Source organism: Bacillus silvicola (assembly GCF_050524305.1).
Classification (GTDB): domain Bacteria; phylum Bacillota; class Bacilli; order Bacillales; family Bacillaceae_G; genus Bacillus_A; species Bacillus_A cereus_AT.
Map to the genome: position 1 here is coordinate 169,859 of NZ_JBNGVC010000013.1, position 17,703 is coordinate 187,561.

The following is a 17,703-nucleotide window of genomic DNA, read 5'->3' on the forward strand; positions in this document are numbered from 1 at the left end:
TGGGGGATATGTATGATTAATGACATCATTAAGCAGCAAAATGTAGAGTGTATTGGTGGATTTGTTGCTAAGTACGCAGATCCAATTATGGCTCATATAAATCCTGGGAATTTACATAAAAATGATATTGCTATCATAATTAAAAGCGATAAGACAGTATGGGCAAAGAAAGTGATTCAGCAAGACGTAAATCAAAATTACACCGAGTGGTTAGAAATCCCGAGAGATAATATAAAGAAGAAAAGAAGTCTTATTCTGAAAAAAGTATGTTTTTTTGAAATCCAAAAGGGTAATTTATATGGTACTTATGTAATTTCAGAGAATTTGATTTCAAATGACCGATTTTCCGACCAAAAATCTTACCTTGATTTTATGATAGGATAAACAGTATTATTTTTAGTCTTCACGAAGTGAGGACCCTTTATAGATGGGCCCTTAATCTTTATACAATGATTAACATTTACCAGAGTCTAAATAAAAAGCATAAAAGTCGATACTTCATTCGTTATACTAGATTTAATCTACTATAACTTTTTTTGAATAAAAAATGCTATTCTTTCTTCAAAAATCATTCGAGAGAATAGGCATTTTTAGCTTCATTAATCATTATTTTATTAAGGCTAAAATATAAAACTAGTAATTTATATGTATTAGTAAATTTAACGACGGATCGCTTCTATAGGGCTTAATTTAGATGCTTTAATTGCTGGTATAATACCAAACGTTATACCTATAATCATCGATGTAAGAGTCGATCCAATAAAAACATTAGCTGTTAAAATGGGGTGAACAGGTAAAAATATACCTATAAACGTGAAAGACTATATCCTAGTGCAATTCCAAAGCCCCCACCTAGGGTAGTGATAAAAATCGCTTCAACTAAAAATTGCAATAATATCACCCTCTTTTTCGCCCCTATAGCACGGCGAATACCAATTTCTTTACGGCGCTCACTAACAGAAACATACATAATATTCATTACACCAATGCCGCCAACAAATAAAGAAATACCTACTACATTAATCATTACAAGTAAAGTTACAATGCCTATTAATGCAGTAAAAATCTTCTTTTTATTCATTATTAATCATCCAAAATATAAAATTATAAAAGCTATCATATTCTATCGAATTAATACAATAAAAAAAGCATCTAAAACAGATGCTTTTTCTCATTCTTAATACATAAACGTAATCGTCACCAAAGAATACCCTTCTTTTGCATTATACGGCTCCGCTTTATAAGAAACACGGTTTGATCCTTTTGGATAACCGATTTCTCCAATCACTTTTCTCACATCTTGCAGTGAACCGTCCATTGATTGCTTATAAAGAACCTCAATTTTCTCTGGCTTTGCACTATAGCGCTGCTGCATTTTATTTTTTAATTCATTATAGCTATTTGCGATGTATTCATTTCCTAAATAATTTAACTTTGTATCTTTCAAAATTTGTTGGTACACAGCTGATTTAGAGTTTCTCCCTACAATTTTACTCGTCAGTGTATCATAATAATTTGTAGTAGCTTGCGGATAGTCCCCTCGGTTCCACACGTGATTTCTTGCAATTTGCTCATCTGATAAGTTGAAATATGAATACGTTACGCGGCCTTGTACATCTGGCACGGGATCATCAAATGTTGTATCGAGGTGGTACCATTTGTTATCGATTTTCACTAAATTCCAAGCATGAGGCTGACCGTCTCCAGTTCCTACTACAAAATGATTCTCAATTCCAGCTTCTTTTAATAATTGATAGGTTAATAGTGTGTAACCTTGGCAAACAGCAGAATGATTTACGAGTGCTTCATATGCTGTATAAGCTTTATAAGATGTGTCATAAGAAACATGTTTTACTACGTAATCATGAATCGCCTTCACTTTTTCGTGATCATCCATTCCTGCTTGAATAATAGATGAAACAATCGCTTTCGCTTGTTTCATGACATACTCTGTTTGTTCTTTCGTTTCACGATATGTAATCTTTAACGTAAATGTGTAATTTCCAGGTGATCCAGACAGTGCATAGGAAACATTCGATCTATTATAATCTGTATACTCATTTTTACTTGCGACTTCTTTATACGCTTTAAAAAGTGTATTCATCACTTCTTCTGTATTACTATTTTTTGTTTTATATGGAAGTGTAATGTTCGTTTCGTACGTATTAATACGTGTTTGCACTTCATTTTTGAATGCTGTTAATAATGCCGCATCTTCTGTATCTTGCACCGCAACCTCAGGCTTTTTATATTTCAATGCATTATATAAAAACTGTGCATACTGTTCACGCGTTACCATTTTAGCTGGTTCAAATTTCCCGTCTCCCGTACCAGATGCAATCCCGTTTGACTGCACCGCACTAATCGCGTTTTCTGCCCAAAATCCATTTGGAACATCATTAAATGTATGTTTTTGTTTAGCTGAAACTTGGAACGCGTTTTTAATAATTTGCGCCATTTCTGCGCGGCTAACAGAATCTTTCGGTCTAAAACCGCCATTTCCATCACCTTTAAAAATCCCCAATTTCGTTAACGTTAAAACCTCTTCCGGAAACATTGTAGAACCTGAGCGAATATCACGATACGGATTATTTAAAGTAGACCCATCTTTTAATACATAACGGGCACCATCATTACTAAACGTACCACCTTGCTTATTCGGTACTAACACTCGATAAATTAAAGCTGCAACTTGCTCCCTCGTCGCAACATCACCAAAACCAAACTTTCCATTTCCATAGCCTGAAATAATATTTTTACCCGCTAAATCTTTAATCGCCGGATAAGACCAGTGCGATGTTGGTACATCAGAAAAAACGCCCGCTTCAGCAGCTTTCACATCACTGCCATTTGTATATAATAAAGCACCACCAATAAGCGATAATGATGTAATTGATTTTAATATTTTTATGTACATAATGCATTCTCCCAATACGTCTTCTATTTTTGTTATTTTTTGTCGAAAAATCTAAAAGAATATGACAAAACACATTATACAATTAAAACTTTTCGGAGGATATATTAAATTTAAAAATATGCAAAAACTCATATTACTATAGTAATTCGTACTAATATTATGTTGCGAATATATAAAGTGAAACTTTAATCAGTTGGGGGTTACGGGCAGTCCGACTCTCACCTAACTTCTTTGCTCCACCTGAATTTTGAGGTGGCAGTTTTACTGCCCACAAATAGCGGGATAAATAAAAAGAAAAATACTAATGTAACATTGTTACTATACATATCGCTTTTCGAGCTTTTATTTCGCTAAAATGTACAATGCTATCCCCATTAAAATCGCAATAGAATCTTGAGAGCATACCTTTTAACATAATTCATTATATGATTGCAAATTTCATGTCCTTTATTTAAAACAGTTGTTACTAAGTGTAATTATTTGCATCCACTTCATACCTCCATGCAATATTCTTTAGAACTTTTGGATACATTAAATACGCATAGCATTGTAGTTTGCATATATTTCACTTTTGTATTTTTGGACTAAGTATTAGGAGGGTATTTATGATGAAAAGCTGTACAGCATTCCTTATTATTGATGTACAGGTAGGTTCATTTGAAGAGAAAAAAGTCCTATATAATAGAACGGAATTATTAAGAGTTATTCAATTATTGATTTCTAAAGCCCGTTCTGCTTCAGCCCCTATTTTTTATATGAAGTTTAACGGGAAGTCTGGTTCCTTACTTAGTCAAGGGACACCTGGATGGGAAATTCATAAATCAATTGCTCCAGCAACAGGAGATGTCGTTCTTGAAAAGAATCATCCGGATTCTTTTCATAAAACGAGTCTGCAACAAGAGCTAGAAATGAGAAATATAAAACGAGTTGTTATAGCAGGAATTCAATCTGAAATTTGTATAGATGCAACATGCCGGCGTGCATACAGCTTAGGATATGACGTTACTCTTGTAAAGAACGGGCATAGTACATATAATTCTACAATATTATCGGCGTCTCAAATTATTAAGCATCATAACGAGATAATAGGTCAATGGTTTGCCTGCGTAAAAAATTCCGAAAGTATAGAGTTTTGATTCCACTTCTATATTTGATAGTCTATATATTTTTTACGATAGTCTCTTGCGCTTTCAAAGAATCGCTTTCCAATGAACTGGTTCCTAGACTGCCTCTTTCTACAATAAGAAGAGAGCTGCCCATAGGTCAGTTTCACCGACTTATGAGGCAGCTCCTCTTAGTTTCACTTTATTCTATCGATGAATCCAAACTGCACCTGCAGATTTGTCTTCAGCTTGACCTACTACTTCAAACTTCAATCCTAGTTTCGGCAACTTACGTCCTGCATCTGGAATCGCGCTGTTGATGTACTGCTTAGAATCATCAAATTTTGCAACGCCTGGTAATCCTTTATAGTCAAAGATACCGCGAGTTGGCGAGTCTACTCTCCATGCTGGCGTTTTATCAAATGAGAATGCCGCATCGGCAATTTGATAACGCGTACTGCTCTTCACAGTCGGTTGTCCGTTTAATGTCCCTACAATTGCCTCTGGATGAGAATCTACTACTCCTAAGAATCCTTCACCTGGATGAACGCCTACCCAGTTATCTGTAAAGCTTTGATCCGCATACCATACAACCATTCCTGTATTAAACACTGGACCACGCGCATGTTGTAACGCCGTGTCAGAACCAGCGTAATTTCTCCACTCTACATAGTAGTTATTTTTTTTCTGTTCAAATCCGTTAGATACAGTAAATCCTTTTAACGTCATTGCTGGCTGACCTTCTGCATCATCTGAGAAAACAACTTTTCCATCTACAGTTAATGCCGCATTATCTAACGCAAATCCTTTATAAGCTACTGCAATATCTGTTAAATATTCAAATTGCAGTTTTACTTTTTTCCCTTTGAATTTGCTTAAATCGTATGATTTATCAACCCACTTACCATCAGTTGTATCCATACCGCCTTTTACATCTTTTTCGCCAATTCTATCAATACGTGTCTTCGTTCCATCTTCTGTAATCGCATTTACGTCAAGGAAATCATACTTCGCTTCAAGTTCGTAGAATGTCTTATAATCGAACTTAGCATTCGTTGCATTTGTTAAGTCAAATACTGGTGTTTCAAGTGTTGTATGAATGTCATTTCCTTTTGTACTGTAATAAAACTTCTTACCAAATGCGGATTCGATATTTTTTATATCTTTGTCCGGCAAGTTAACACGAACGATTCCTGGTCGTTTTGATTTTGTAACACTTTGATCTAAATATGTTGCAGCACCAATTCCCGTACGAAGTTTATCATAATCTACCTCAACGATATTCGCCCAGTTACCATTCATATTCTTTTGGAAAAACTCTTTATTTTGTGGTGAGAAACTTGTTGGCTCTGTTCCTGCAATTTTTCCAGCCCAGCTACCGCCGCTCATAATAGACCATGACTCAACAGGTTCACCTTGTCCTGAGTACTTCGTATCGTATTCATCTGGTAATCCTAAATCATGACCATACTCATGCGCAAACACACCAACCGCTCCATCTTCAGGCTCGATTGTATAGTCGTATGCAGCCATTTTTCCGCCCCAATTTGAAACAGAAGATTTTGTGCCATCAATCGCATATGGTTTTGATCCAAGTTTTGAACGATGAGACCAAATCGCATCATCTTTCAACTTACCGCCGCCAGCTTCTTGACCCACGCCAGCATGTACAACCATTAAATGATCAATAATACCATCTGGCTCGTTTTTATTTCCATCACCATTTTGATCGTATTGATCAAATTGATCAAAGTCTGCTAAATTGATTCCTTTTGCTACCGCTGCTTTTAGTGCTTCTTTCACAAGATCACGTGGCCCTAAAGGACCTTTGTTATCATGTCCAGTACCTGCATCCGCACCATAATCTGAAGCTTTTCCTGGAACAGTAAGCCATTCCGTTACAGTACCATCAACTGTGTAGCTCCCGCCAGATTGTTCTTCATAATATTGTTTAAATGTATTAATCTTCGATCCATCAAATAGAGTAAATGGTTCATCACCAAATAACATTTTTTGATAATGTTCACGATTGAAGTCCTTAGAATACATGTATCCTGGCTCTTGATCAATATTGTTATGCTTAAAATCGCTAAATTCTACAAGTAAAACAAGCACTTTATCTTTTCGAACAGCTCCATTGTACTCAGCTTGCTTCGCTGGTGCAGTAGGTACTTTTCCATTTAATTTACTAGAATTCAATGCTGCATCTTGTCCAGCTACTGGGCCTACTGCGGGCTGCTGCGCCTGTTCATTTTCCTTCATCTTTGAATCTTTTACTTTTTTCATAAAATCAGAAGCTTCTTGCGTAAGACTATCTCCTGTCAAGATTTCTTTACCAGGGTTTTCCCCTTTCTTTTTCTCAACATATTTCTCAACAGCTTTTGACGTCTCAGCTTGTGATGCAGATTGATCAATTACGCCCCGTTGTTTTAGCGCTTCTGCCAAACGCTCCTCCGGTATTAAATGCTCATCTATTGGTAGAGATGATGGCGTATCAGCATACGCTGCATGACTTCCAAAAACAAAACTACTACTTAGTACTGCCGCTGTTGCTAAAACTGATAACGGTTTTAATTTCTTATTCTTTTTCAATGCATTTCCTCCCCAGTGTCTGCGAATTATCGTTCTTTTTGCCGATAGCAACATAATATTCTTTATAATAAGAATATTCAATGTTTTTCAATAGATAAAATGTTGAGAAATATTTTTTTGTGCAGGGTGGGATGCGTAGGATAACAAAATACAAAACTTCTACTAGTTTATGTTTTGCACATAACCATAAAGTGGGATCACTCGTTCTTTTGTTTTGATGGCGATAGAGTAGTGCTGGGAAAGGAAATAACAAACAGCCCAAGTTCCTCATTGGAACTCGGGCTGTTTGTTATTTGAATGAATACTTTCCATATGGATTCTTATAAGATTCTGAATCAGTTTATGCAGATTCACTTTACAAAAAAGCTGTTATTTATTTTAAGTGCAATAGTCATACTTACTCGATTCACTTATTTTTTGGCAATAAATAAATGATCACCACCTAAGGAATCCGATTGAATTCCTTTTCTATTTATATTCTAATTACCTTTTAAATTATCAGAAAATTATTGAAAAAGTTTTTTTCTTTCAATATATTACTCTATCACACTTAATTTCTTGCTAGTATATACATACCAATATACAAATAAACATAGTAGAAAGTGGGGAGAATTATGGTAAGTCACCTAAAAACAAGAGATATGATCACACAACTTTTAAATAATTGGTATCAAGAGATACGTGCCCAACACCTAAAGGAAGCACAACACTTAAAAGACGAGATTGATAAATACATAAATAGCATTAATGAAGATTCAAATTTACTATTCCATTACTCACTTCTTACTTTTCGCTTTAAAGTTCTGCTTAATCATTTAAGCATCACACCAACAAGCTTCCAGGCAATTGATTCACTGAATATACCAAAAAATGAATCGTTGTCTTATTATTATCACTTTTTCAAAGGGATTCACGCCACACTAATTTCAAACAACAATGAAGCCTGGGAATACTACGAAAAAGCCGAAACGCTATTACAACATATTCATGACGATCTTGAAATAGCCGAGTTTAGCTATCGTTTTGCTAACTTCTATCTTCATACCTATCAACCTCTATTAGCAATTCAACATGTGACTAAAGCTAAAGAGATTTTCTCTAAACATAATGGTTATGAAAATAATGTTGCCGCTTGTGAGAACTTATACGGTTTAGCATGTATTGATATAAGACAATTCCCTGTGGCAGAAGAAAAATTTAATTCTGCAATAGATATTTTACGTAAAAATAATGAGGATTCCCTAATATTAAGAGTCCGCAATAATTTAGGGTTTTTATATAGTAGCCAAAACTTATCCACTTTAGCAATCCGACACTTATCAGAAGTAACAACTAAAACTCCGGAGCATTTTAAAGCCCTTTTCCTTGAAGCTAGAGAACATTTCAAACTCGGTGAAGTTAATCAATCGGCCGAATTGATCGAACGAGGATTGGCGATTTGTGAGCAATTAGACAATAAAGAATACCTATATCATTTCAAAATTTTAGATTGTATGAATAAAGGTGTTCCAGCTGCTATTCTCGAAGAATTATCTTGGGAAGCTATCTCATTTTTTGATAAGCAACAACTATTTAATTACACACAAGAATACACTGAAAAATTAGCAATCAAGTTTTACGAAGAAAGAGACACTGTAAAAGCTAGTAAATACTTTTATATTAGTCATCAAGCTAAAGAAAAAACTTTCGAAAAAGGAGCGTTAAAATAATGAAGAAAATTTTCGGAACGATTTTAGGTTTAACCCTTTCAGCTGCTTTATCTATAGGATTAGCATTCCCTTCACAATCAGAATCCAAGGAACAAGTTGATTCGACTAAATCTAGTACAATTATGTACATGCAATCCAGTCACGGTGACTCCTGGTAATATAAAGAGATTCTATATCATGAATTACGAAAAGGGCACTCCCTCAATGGAGTGCCCTTTCTTAAACAACATATAGCAGACTACTTATTAACTTCAGCCCATTTAACCTTAAACTCTGCACCGAAATTATTTGCAACTAAAGTAATTGATTTGCTTCTAAACCACATTAATATATCATTCAACTATATTAGAAGATCCCCTCCACCTTAAGGCAGAGGGGACTTTCTCATTCCTATTTCAAACTACCCGCAATCTCCGTAAAGATAACCCCAAGCGCATGCGCACCTGCATCTGGATATCCTAAACTTCTTTCACCAACTGTACCGGCGCGGCCCATGCGAGCTACGATTTCTTTCGTATACTCTGCGCCTTTAACGGCTGCTTCTGCTCCTTTTGCAAAGGCAGTTTTCATGTCTTCTTCGTTTGAAGCACTGTCTAACCAAGAGTCTACACATGGAGCAAGTGCATCAACAAGCGTTTTATCACCAACTACCGCTCCTCTACCGAATGATCTTTCACCGATAGATTGTATGCCTTGAAGTGCTGCTTGCAACATTTCAGCGAACTCTTTTACTGTTAGCTCACGTTTTTCTCCTGCTTCTTTACTAGCTGCGCGGAATGCACCACCCCAAATTGGACCAGAAGCTCCGCCGCAATGTTCCATAATAATCATCGAACAGCCGTCAAGGAATGATCCGATTGTTACATTTTCTTGTTCTACAATAGAATGCCACTCACGTTTTAATTGTTTAAATCCTTTTGCCACACTCATTCCGAAGTCACCGTCACCTGCATGTGTATCTAACTCACAGAACGGTACTTCATTTTTAATAATAACGTCGCTCATTTTATCAACGAGATAAATCATGTTGTTTAATGTAATGACATTATTTTTCATAACAGCGTGCTCTTCCGCTGTTTCTAGTTCAAATGAAACTTCCTTCTCTTCTACATCTTCAAGCGCATTCACGTACTCTACACTTTCAACTGGTCCGTCTACTTTAAACGCAGGTGTATTACACTCTTCCGATAATAACGTTTTTAGCTCGTCATCTAATTTCATCACTGTTAAAGACATACCAGCCATATCGATACTCGTCATATAGTTGCCGACGAATACTCTATTGATTTTAATGTTTCTAGCAGCTAATTCTCTCGTAACTGCGTTGTTAAATAGGTAAAGTTCTTGCAGTGGTGTTCCGCCAAAGCCATTTACTAGAACCGCAATTTCTTCGCCATCTTTTACTCCTAAATCTTTTATTAAATCATTTGTCATACGGTTCGCTAATTCATCAGCTGACATCATTTTTTCACGTTTAATTCCTGGTTCGCCGTGAATACCTACGCCGTATTCCATTTCATCTTCATCAAGTGTGAAAGTAGGTGATCCACTTGCTGGAACTGTACAAGAAGTTAACGCTAAACCAATTGTGCGCACGTTAGCCGCTGCTTTTTCTGCTACAGCTTTCACCGCCCCTAAATCCATACCTGCTTCCGCTGCTGCACCGGCAATTTTATGCACTAAAATAACTCCCGCAACGCCGCGGCGTCCTACTGTATACAAACTATCCTCTACCGCAATATCATCGTCCACTTTTACGTAGTCTACTTCAATTCCATCTTCAGTCGCTAAATGCGCTCCGTTTTTGAAATTCATAATATCGCCGCTGTAATTTTTAATAATTAATAACGTACCTTTTTTACTAGCTGTCTCTTTAATCGCTTGATATACCTGAATTTGTGAAGGCGAAGCAAACACATCTCCGCACACTGCCGCATCTAACATTCCTTTTCCGACTAATCCCGCATGCGCTGGCTCATGACCACTACCGCCGCCACTAATTAACGTTACTTTATTTTCGTTCATTTCTTTCTTCTTAATAACTTTATATTTTTTCAAAAACTCAAGCTCTGGATGAGCCATAACCATTCCGTTACACATTTCCATTACTAATGTTTCTGGTTTGTTTATAATCTTTTTCATTGTGATTCTCCCTCAATTCCTTTAATATATTGTGATATATTTGAAATCTTCTTCTTACTACTCATGTTAAAATGAAAGCGTTTTATAGTAAACGGACAAAATGGACAATCTGTCTAAAGACACCGCTCTCATTTTTGAATAGGATTTTTATATTACTAACATTCTAGGGATGATTCAGATGACCTCTTCTATAATTTCTAAAAAGATAATCGCGAACTCGTTGAAACATTTAATGGAAACAGAGTCGTTTCATAAAATATCAGTGAGCGATATTATGTTACACTGTCAAATGCGTAGGCAAACTTTTTATTATCATTTTAAAGATAAATTCGAACTATTAAGCTGGATTTATAGAGAAGAAACGAAAGAAAATATCATCGACTTTCTCGACTATGAAACATGGGAAAATATTTTTGATTTATTATTTGATTACTTTTACGAAAATCAAAAATTTTACCGAAATGCATTTAAAGTCATTGAGCAAAACTCGTTTAATCACTATTTATTTGAGCATACGAAAAACTTATATATGAAAATTATTGATGAACTATCTATGAGCTGTGGATTCAGCCTTTCTGATGAGACAAAAAATACGATTGCCTCCTTTTATAGTCACGGCTTCGTTGGAACGATAAAAGATTGGATTGAAAGCAAATGCGAAGTAGATCCGGCTATTATGTCTTCTCTCATGAAAAATATGATAAACAATCAATTACTACTATTACTGGAGCAATCAGCAAAGTAATTAAAGGGTGGAAAAAGCAATGAAAAAGATTATGAATGATGTAGAAAATATTGTTCAAGATATGCTGCATGGCTTTTATTTTGAACATAACGACAAAGTAAATTACGACGAAACACATAACATCATTTATGTAAAAGATATCGAAAAAATGAAGCAAAACGTTGTCATTATAAGCGGCGGTGGTAGCGGACATGAACCTGCTGACATTGGTTATGTAGGAAAAGGAATGCTTACGGCAGCAGTAAACGGAAGTATTTTCACCCCGCCTACAGTGGAGCAAATTGTGGCGGCAACTCGCCTCATGCCAAAAGATAAAAGTATATTATTCATCATTAAAAACTTTAAAGATGACGTAGCAAACTTTCTAGCTGCAGAACAAGTCGCAAAAGAAGAAGGAAGAAAAATTGACCACATCATCGTAAATGATGACGTTTCAATTGAAGATGATGCTTCTTTTAATAAAAGAAGACGCGGCGTAGCGGGCACTGTTTTCGTTCAAAAAATAGTAGGCGCGGCCGCTCCCCACGGACATTCTTTAGAAGAATTAACAACACTTGGCCGTTCTGTCATCCGAAACTTACATACATTAGGAGTCGCCCTTTCACCTGCCAATGATCCCATGCAAGGAAAAGCTTCCTTCACATTGAACGACGATGAAGTGTTTTACGGCGTCGGCATTCATGGCGAAAAAGGTTACCGCAAAGAAGCACTATCCTCTTCTGAAATATTAGCGATCGAACTAATGAATAAACTGAAAAGCATTTATCGCTGGAGAAAAGGTGACAACTTCGCCATCCTCATTAACGGACTCGGTGCGACACCATTAATGGAACAATACATTTTCGCAAACGACATCCGCCGTTTATGTGAGCTGGAAGGCTTACATGTGAAGTTCGTAAAAGTCGGTACACTGCTAACCTCTTTAGATATGAAGGGTGTTTCGCTCAGTTTGCTTAAGATAGAGGATTCTGATTGGGTGACGTGGTTGAAGACGGATGTTGGAGCGAGTAGTTGGTAACAATAAACGAAAAATTATGACGATTGAACGTTTAGTAATCAAAAATACTGCCTTATATGAAGGATGTATAAATCTTAGGTATCTGTAAATAAATCGAAGCATAAATACTATTTGCAATTTATCCACTAGTTTCGAAATACGGTTATCAAGTTGTAGGAAGGCACCTTAAGGTGTCTTTTCTTTATTTTCAAAAGGACCTGCTCAATTATTGCGTAAAAAACATAAAGTAAATTGAATCCGTTAAAATACATGAGTGACCCCTTGTTTTCCCCTCTTATTAAAGGAGGAACTATTATGGGATTTGGTGGTAGTTGTGGCGGCTGTGGATTTTCTGGCGGCTTTGCTTTATTAGTTGTATTGTTTATTTTATTAATCATAGTTGGAGCTTCTTGCTTCTGCTAAACAAACTATCGGAAAAGACACTCTTATATGGAGTGACCCCTGTCAAGTAGACAGTATTCAAAAAACACAATTAAGCAACCTGAGTTCTATATTTATATGGACTCAGGTTATTTAGTTTCTTTTGGAACCTGTGGTGATTATAAAAGTATATATATTTGCGCACAGCAAACTTAACCTCATCAGCTGTGCGGAAAGAGTATAGGTGAAAACACTCTGACTTAAAGTGACTGAAGAAGCTTTCTATACAAGCATTGTCCCAACAGTTCCCCTTTCTGGACATACTAGCCTTCATCTGATATTTTTTGAGTAGTTGAGTATATTGACGAGATGTGTACTGGAACCCCTGATCACTATGCAGGAGAATCCCTTTCACGTTTCGTTTTTTTCTTGCCTTTTTAAGTGTGTCTAGTACTAGTTTCAGGTCATTTCTACGGCTAATTTCATAGGCAACAATTTCATTGTTGTATAGGTCTTTAATAGCGGATAAGTACAATCTCTGTCCATTGAAAATCAAATAGGTAATATCTGTTACCCATTTTTCGTTTGGTTTGGAAGCTTGAAAATCCCTGTTCAGATGGTTATCTGAAATCACGTAAGCCTCTTTCTTCCCGTAATAAGGTCGTTTTCTCCTAATAATGGCTTTGATACCTAGTTCACCCATCAACCTTTGTATACGTTTGTGATTAAAATGAAGGTTATAAGTAGCTTTCAGCCAAACTTGTACTCTCCTGTATCCATAAATCCCTTTAAGTTTTTTATGACACTCCAATACCTTCTTTTTTATTTCGGTATCCTCCAATTGTTTTTCAGAAGGCATCAACTGTCGCTTTATCCATTTGTAGTACCCACCTCTAGTTACTCCAGCGATATCACATAGAATGGTAACTGCATAACCTTTTTCTGATAGCCCTTTGATGGCTTCAAACTTCTTCGTTTTTGGTACAGATTCCACTCCTCCTTTTACATCCCTAAGAGCTTTTTTAACATTTCATTCTCCGCTTCTAATCGTTTCATTTTAGCTTCTGGATCTTCTGGATTGGTTTTTGGTCTACCTATACCTGGACCTTTCGTTTTACCACGTTTTTCTTCTAGTCCTTTGATACCTTCAGCTTCAAAGTGTTTCACCCAACGTCTTACTACCGAGTGATCAATTCCTAATTCTTTAGCAACCGTTTTGTATCCCATTCCTTCTTTCAAGTATAAATCTACTGCTTTTTTCTTAAATTCTATATCATAAGTTACTCTAATTTTGCCCATAGAAAAATCCCCTCCATAGTAAACAGATTAATGTGCTTTCTTTTTACTGTCTACTATAAGGGGATCATATCAATATGGGTGTCTTTTCTTTATAAATTAAAAAGTATGAGAACCCAAGCCTTTAGCCATTATTACGACTGAAGGCTATTTTCTATATAAAAAAATAAAACATAGTAAGAATAGAATGCTCGCTTAAACTGTTTTGTTTCCTGCATGTATTCATCACCTATTCTTTAGACAATCATATTCTCAAGCTATATTACAGTGCAACCTTTTATAAATTCACATCCCCAAAAAAGCCCTATTACTAGAGTACCTCATTCACATTTAAAAGAATCTACATATACCTCCTTCCCTTAAAATCACCAAAACCCATTTACAAATCTATAAAAGTAGATATAATATCCTTATGGAACCTTTATTAATTTATAAAGCATTGTCAAATGAAACAAGATGTCAAATTTTATCATGGTTGAAAAATCCAGAAAACCATTTCGATGAAAAGCCTTATCTAGAGCAAGATCTTAGCTTTCAAGTTGGAGTATGTGTAGGAGATATCCAGCTTAAAACTGGCTTAGCCCAATCGGTTATTTCTAGTTATTTATTAACTATGAAAAAAGCAGGCTTACTAGACTCTGACCGAATCGGAAAATGGACATACTATCGTCGAAATGAAAAAACAATCCGAGAGTTTTCTGAATACGTTCAAAACGAATTATAAAATGAAAGCTAATAATCAATTGATTATTAGCTTTCACACATTCTGCTTTTTACAGGTATCCAATTACCTTTTATAAAATTACACTACCTATAAAAGCAAGAAACATAGAAAGGAGAAAATTTTTTAATATATCATATCTAGTTATTTAGATATCTGTTATTGTATTTCGAATTACATACCCCTAATAATATTAGCATCCAATCATGCTTATAATAATGCTTATTTTTTAATGAATTTACTTTCAAAATACTGATACGAATGGAGAGTTTTATAAATGAAAAAAGTAAATCCTTTACTTATTCTGACACTGGCAATAGGTGTGTTCGGAATTATTACTACCGAGATGGGTATTGTCGGCGTATTACCACAAATCACTCAAAAATTCGGAATTTCAACTACACAAGCTGGATTTTTAGTAAGTATATTTGCACTAGTTGTTGCTATTTCTGGTCCGTTTCTAATTCTGCTCGTCTCTAGTATTAATCGCAAAATAATTTTATTAACAGCAATTTTCACATTCGTTATTTCAAATATAATCTACGCTTATACAACACAATTTGAAATCATGCTTATTTTTCGTATTTTACCGGCAGCACTTCATCCACTCTTCTTTTCAATCGCTCTTGTAACAGCTGCTAAACTTGTCCCTCCAGAAAAGAGCGGTCAAGCGGTTACAAAAGTTTTTATGGGAATTACTGTTGGCTTTGCTTTAGGTGTACCACTAACCTCTTACCTTGCAGACCAATTTTCACTCGAAATTGCTTTCTTATTCGGAGCGCTTGTTAACACTCTTGCATTCATTGGAATACTAATCCTACTTCCTTCTATGCCTGTTACAGAAAAAATGTCTTTCGGCAAACAAATTCGTATACTCGGCAAACCAGGATTATGGTTAAATATTTTAACCGTCACATTCCTTTTTGCAGCCATGTTTTCCGTATACAGCTACTTCGCTGAATACCTTGCAAAAGTAACTTCCATGAACGGATCTCTCATCAGTATCATGCTATTCATATTTGGTGTAGTTATGATTTTAGGCAATCATTTATTTGGTAGTCTCCTGCAAAAAAGCATAATAAACACCGTAATATCATTCCCTATTCTATATTCTGTTGTTTACATATTGGTTTATTATTTAGGTTCCTACCTTGTTCCAATGATTTTTATAGTATTCGTTTGGGGAATCGTACATGCTGGTGGATTAATTGTTGGCCAAACATGGTTAATAAGCGAAGCAAAAGAAGCACCTGAATTTGGTAATAGTCTATTCGTTTCGTTCTCAAATCTCGGAATTACTTTAGGAACAACTATTGGAGGCTGGTTCATTTCAAACTTAGGTATTCACCAGCTTATTTGGAGCGGATTTATATTCACACTACTTTCATTTCTATTAATTATAATAAAACTAAAATTTTTCAATTCTAATAGCCAGGCTTCATTATCAAGCTAGTACATTTTCAGTTTCAAATTTGATAAAAAAACATTATAAATTTTTCTCTATATAAAATACAGGTTATTTTATATATAAGATTTCATAAACTAAAAGTATAATGCTCAAAGCCTTTAGCCATAATTACAACTAAAGGCTTTTTTGTATATAAAAATAATTCTAAAAGGAGCTAATTTTATGGAACATAATCAAAATGGAATACTTGCTTTAATTGTTTTGTTTTTAGTATTAGTGTTTTTTGTTAGTGGCATGGTTTATCATTTATGGGGTTCTTTTTAATTTCAACTTTTAAACAAATAAATAATTCAAAAACTAAAAAATGTATTGTAATGATTAATATGGATTATTTCCAAAACAACCAAACATAGATTTGAATTTTATTTCTCAATGGATAAAATAAGTTAACATGGTAAAATAATATTTGGACGGGAGTCCAATATTATTAAAATTAAGATGGTTCAAGTCGTAGGAAGGCACCTTAGGGTGTCTTTTCTTTTTTGTTAATTAATAGATTGTTCTCTTCTAGGTAACTCTTTAAAATATAAATTTTAATAAAAAAGACGCATTTAGATTGATGCGTCTTTTGGCGATGTCTCTTTTGTGAAATCATATAAAGCTATTGCACCTAAAATAACAAGTATGCTTTCAGGAGCATCTATCAAAATAGTTTTCCAAATTCCTGGTATTATCCATTTAATATCTGCTGCTGTTTCAAGATATGTTTGAAAATAACCGATTGTAAAATCAATTACAGATAAACATACAAATAATGTTAGAGCCTGTTTATAGTCTTATAAATATGTTAGGATGTATGCAAAAACAGGAGATGAGTGTATGTCTTATCCAAGTGATATCAGCCGTGAAAAATTCGAGATCATTCGTGAGGAACTAGAAACGTTTAGCAAACGCACAAGTCCGCGAAAGTATGACCTTTATGATGTGTTCAATGCACTACTCTATGTTCTGAGTACAGGCTGCCAGTGGCGTGCTTTACCAAAAGATTATCCCAAATGGCAAAATGTTTACCGCTACTATGCAAAATGGAGTAAATCCAATGCCGAAGGTAGTAGTCTATTAGAGACCTTATTAAAAAAATTGTTGGGCAAATAAGGGAAGCAGTGAATCGCCCCAAAAGCTCTAGCTTTAATATTGTCGATGCCCAAAGTGTTAAGAATGCAGATACGGCTGAACAAAAAGGTTATGATGGTGGTAAGAAAGTTTCTGGTATTAAACGACATATCAGTGTAGATATTCTTGGATTTCCCCATGCAATCCATGTTACCACTGCCAATGTCACAGATCGAAAAGGCGCACTCGAAATGTACGAGCAATATCCTGAATTGAAAGAAACCATAGAAGCCATCCTCACGGATGGTGGGTACACAGGAGAAAAGTTTCAAAAAGAAATTCAAAAGCTATTGAATGCTGAAGTACAAGTTGCCAAGCGGTCCGAATTGCATCAATTTCAAGTGATCCCTAAAAGATGGATCGTAGAGCGCTCATTTGCTTGGTTAGAAAAATACAGACGATTGTTCAAAAATGTAGAGAGAAAACTAGAAACAAGTAAACAAATGGTTGTCCTAGGATTTCTCGCTATTTTAATAAAAAGATAAGACTATAAACAGGCTCTTAGACAAAATCGAATTA

15 protein-coding genes and 2 pseudogenes are annotated in these 17,703 nt (G+C 35.2%); 10 read left to right on the forward strand and 7 right to left on the reverse strand.

Annotated features, from left to right (window positions below; translation table 11 throughout):
- Positions 1 to 12: 12 nt before the first annotated feature.
- Positions 13 to 384, forward strand: a complete 372-nt coding sequence (locus tag ACP6L7_RS23015; protein WP_097829884.1) for a hypothetical protein — start codon at positions 13 to 15, stop codon at positions 382 to 384.
- A gap of 435 nt (positions 385 to 819) precedes the next feature.
- On the opposite strand, the pseudogene ACP6L7_RS23020 reads toward ACP6L7_RS23015, so the two are convergent.
- Both ACP6L7_RS23020 and ACP6L7_RS23025 read right to left on the reverse strand, forming a co-directional pair.
- A pseudogene (locus ACP6L7_RS23020) lies at positions 820 to 1,015 on the reverse strand (ABC transporter permease); the annotation flags it as partial.
- 162 nt (positions 1,016 to 1,177) lie between these two features.
- Positions 1,178 to 2,917, reverse strand: coding sequence for an S-layer homology domain-containing protein (locus ACP6L7_RS23025; protein ID WP_097829883.1), 1,740 nt, complete (start codon positions 2,915 to 2,917; stop codon positions 1,178 to 1,180).
- A gap of 605 nt (positions 2,918 to 3,522) precedes the next feature.
- Between ACP6L7_RS23025 and ACP6L7_RS23030 the strand changes: the two genes are divergently transcribed.
- The gene (locus ACP6L7_RS23030; protein ID WP_033730911.1) at positions 3,523 to 4,053 is read left to right on the forward strand and encodes a cysteine hydrolase family protein; all 531 of its coding nucleotides are present in this window, start codon (positions 3,523 to 3,525) and stop codon (positions 4,051 to 4,053) included.
- 174 nt (positions 4,054 to 4,227) lie between these two features.
- On the opposite strand, the gene ACP6L7_RS23035 is transcribed toward ACP6L7_RS23030, so the two are convergent.
- Positions 4,228 to 6,612 (reverse strand): immune inhibitor A domain-containing protein, encoded by a 2,385-nt coding sequence (locus ACP6L7_RS23035; RefSeq protein WP_097829882.1) that lies wholly within the window; start codon positions 6,610 to 6,612, stop codon positions 4,228 to 4,230.
- Between the two features lie 614 nt (positions 6,613 to 7,226).
- On the opposite strand from ACP6L7_RS23035, the gene ACP6L7_RS23040 reads away from it, so the two are divergent.
- Together ACP6L7_RS23040 and ACP6L7_RS23045 are read left to right on the forward strand one after the other, a co-directional pair.
- A complete protein-coding gene (locus tag ACP6L7_RS23040; protein WP_097829880.1) occupies positions 7,227 to 8,321 on the forward strand; it encodes a response regulator aspartate phosphatase in 1,095 nt (364 codons plus the stop codon).
- Positions 8,321 to 8,479: a general stress protein gene (locus tag ACP6L7_RS23045; protein ID WP_088077832.1), complete on the forward strand. Its 159-nt coding sequence runs from the start codon at positions 8,321 to 8,323 to the stop codon at positions 8,477 to 8,479. Before ACP6L7_RS23040 ends, ACP6L7_RS23045 begins: the two co-directional genes overlap by 1 nt.
- A gap of 232 nt (positions 8,480 to 8,711) precedes the next feature.
- On the opposite strand, the gene dhaK is transcribed toward ACP6L7_RS23045, so the two are convergent.
- A complete protein-coding gene (dhaK, locus tag ACP6L7_RS23050; RefSeq protein ID WP_097829879.1) occupies positions 8,712 to 10,463 on the reverse strand; it encodes a dihydroxyacetone kinase subunit DhaK in 1,752 nt (583 codons plus the stop codon).
- A 178-nt stretch (positions 10,464 to 10,641) separates the two neighbouring features.
- On the opposite strand from dhaK, the gene dhaS reads away from it, so the two are divergent.
- The 3 genes from dhaS (at position 10,642) to ACP6L7_RS23065 (ending at position 12,628) form a co-directional block, all read left to right on the forward strand.
- Positions 10,642 to 11,208, forward strand: coding sequence for a dihydroxyacetone kinase transcriptional activator DhaS (dhaS, locus tag ACP6L7_RS23055; protein WP_097829878.1), 567 nt, complete (start codon positions 10,642 to 10,644; stop codon positions 11,206 to 11,208).
- Positions 11,209 to 11,227: 19 nt separating this feature from the next.
- Positions 11,228 to 12,226, forward strand: a complete 999-nt coding sequence (dhaQ, locus tag ACP6L7_RS23060) for a DhaKLM operon coactivator DhaQ (RefSeq protein WP_097829877.1) — start codon at positions 11,228 to 11,230, stop codon at positions 12,224 to 12,226.
- 294 nt (positions 12,227 to 12,520) lie between these two features.
- Positions 12,521 to 12,628 carry a YjcZ family sporulation protein gene (locus ACP6L7_RS23065; protein WP_000505673.1) on the forward strand — a complete coding sequence of 36 codons (108 nt, stop codon included), beginning with the start codon at positions 12,521 to 12,523 and terminating at the stop codon, positions 12,626 to 12,628.
- Positions 12,629 to 12,698: 70 nt separating this feature from the next.
- Here ACP6L7_RS23065 and ACP6L7_RS23070 read toward each other — a convergent pair whose 3' ends face one another.
- Positions 12,699 to 13,580 carry an IS3 family transposase gene (locus ACP6L7_RS23070; protein ID WP_430528867.1) on the reverse strand — a complete coding sequence of 294 codons (882 nt, stop codon included), beginning with the start codon at positions 13,578 to 13,580 and terminating at the stop codon, positions 12,699 to 12,701.
- An 8-nt stretch (positions 13,581 to 13,588) separates the two neighbouring features.
- Complete coding sequence (locus ACP6L7_RS23075; RefSeq protein ID WP_000516528.1) at positions 13,589 to 13,885, reverse strand: transposase; 297 nt, start codon at positions 13,883 to 13,885, stop codon at positions 13,589 to 13,591.
- A 409-nt stretch (positions 13,886 to 14,294) separates the two neighbouring features.
- Here ACP6L7_RS23075 and ACP6L7_RS23080 point away from each other — a divergent pair, with 409 nt between their 5' ends.
- Together ACP6L7_RS23080 and ACP6L7_RS23085 are read left to right on the forward strand one after the other, a co-directional pair.
- Complete coding sequence (locus ACP6L7_RS23080; RefSeq protein WP_097829876.1) at positions 14,295 to 14,606, forward strand: ArsR/SmtB family transcription factor; 312 nt, start codon at positions 14,295 to 14,297, stop codon at positions 14,604 to 14,606.
- Between the two features lie 274 nt (positions 14,607 to 14,880).
- Positions 14,881 to 16,056: an MFS transporter gene (locus ACP6L7_RS23085; RefSeq protein WP_097829875.1), complete on the forward strand. Its 1,176-nt coding sequence runs from the start codon at positions 14,881 to 14,883 to the stop codon at positions 16,054 to 16,056.
- 566 nt (positions 16,057 to 16,622) lie between these two features.
- Here the strand turns inward: ACP6L7_RS23085 and ACP6L7_RS23090 are convergent.
- Positions 16,623 to 16,832 (reverse strand): annotated as a pseudogene (locus tag ACP6L7_RS23090) (DUF3937 family protein); the annotation flags it as partial.
- Positions 16,833 to 16,890: 58 nt separating this feature from the next.
- On the opposite strand from ACP6L7_RS23090, the gene ACP6L7_RS23095 reads away from it, so the two are divergent.
- Positions 16,891 to 17,669 (forward strand): IS5 family transposase gene (locus tag ACP6L7_RS23095; RefSeq protein WP_430528891.1). Its coding sequence is split into 2 segments (ribosomal slippage): positions 16,891 to 17,152 and positions 17,152 to 17,669, totalling 780 coding nucleotides; the frame shifts between segments, so codons are not numbered across the junction.
- Positions 17,670 to 17,703 lie beyond the last annotated feature (34 nt).

Coding starts and splice junctions, on each gene's coding strand:
- ACP6L7_RS23015 (WP_097829884.1), top strand. CDS start 13: ATGATTAATGACATCATTAAGCAGCAAAATGTAGAGTGTATTGGTGGA.
- ACP6L7_RS23025 (WP_097829883.1), bottom strand. CDS start 2,917: ATGTACATAAAAATATTAAAATCAATTACATCATTATCGCTTATTGGT.
- ACP6L7_RS23030 (WP_033730911.1), top strand. CDS start 3,523: ATGATGAAAAGCTGTACAGCATTCCTTATTATTGATGTACAGGTAGGT.
- ACP6L7_RS23040 (WP_097829880.1), top strand. CDS start 7,227: ATGGTAAGTCACCTAAAAACAAGAGATATGATCACACAACTTTTAAAT.
- ACP6L7_RS23045 (WP_088077832.1), top strand. CDS start 8,321: ATGAAGAAAATTTTCGGAACGATTTTAGGTTTAACCCTTTCAGCTGCT.
- dhaK (WP_097829879.1), bottom strand. CDS start 10,463: ATGAAAAAGATTATAAACAAACCAGAAACATTAGTAATGGAAATGTGT.
- dhaS (WP_097829878.1), top strand. CDS start 10,642: ATGACCTCTTCTATAATTTCTAAAAAGATAATCGCGAACTCGTTGAAA.
- dhaQ (WP_097829877.1), top strand. CDS start 11,228: ATGAAAAAGATTATGAATGATGTAGAAAATATTGTTCAAGATATGCTG.
- ACP6L7_RS23065 (WP_000505673.1), top strand. CDS start 12,521: ATGGGATTTGGTGGTAGTTGTGGCGGCTGTGGATTTTCTGGCGGCTTT.
- ACP6L7_RS23075 (WP_000516528.1), bottom strand. CDS start 13,885: ATGGGCAAAATTAGAGTAACTTATGATATAGAATTTAAGAAAAAAGCA.
- ACP6L7_RS23080 (WP_097829876.1), top strand. CDS start 14,295: ATGGAACCTTTATTAATTTATAAAGCATTGTCAAATGAAACAAGATGT.
- ACP6L7_RS23085 (WP_097829875.1), top strand. CDS start 14,881: ATGAAAAAAGTAAATCCTTTACTTATTCTGACACTGGCAATAGGTGTG.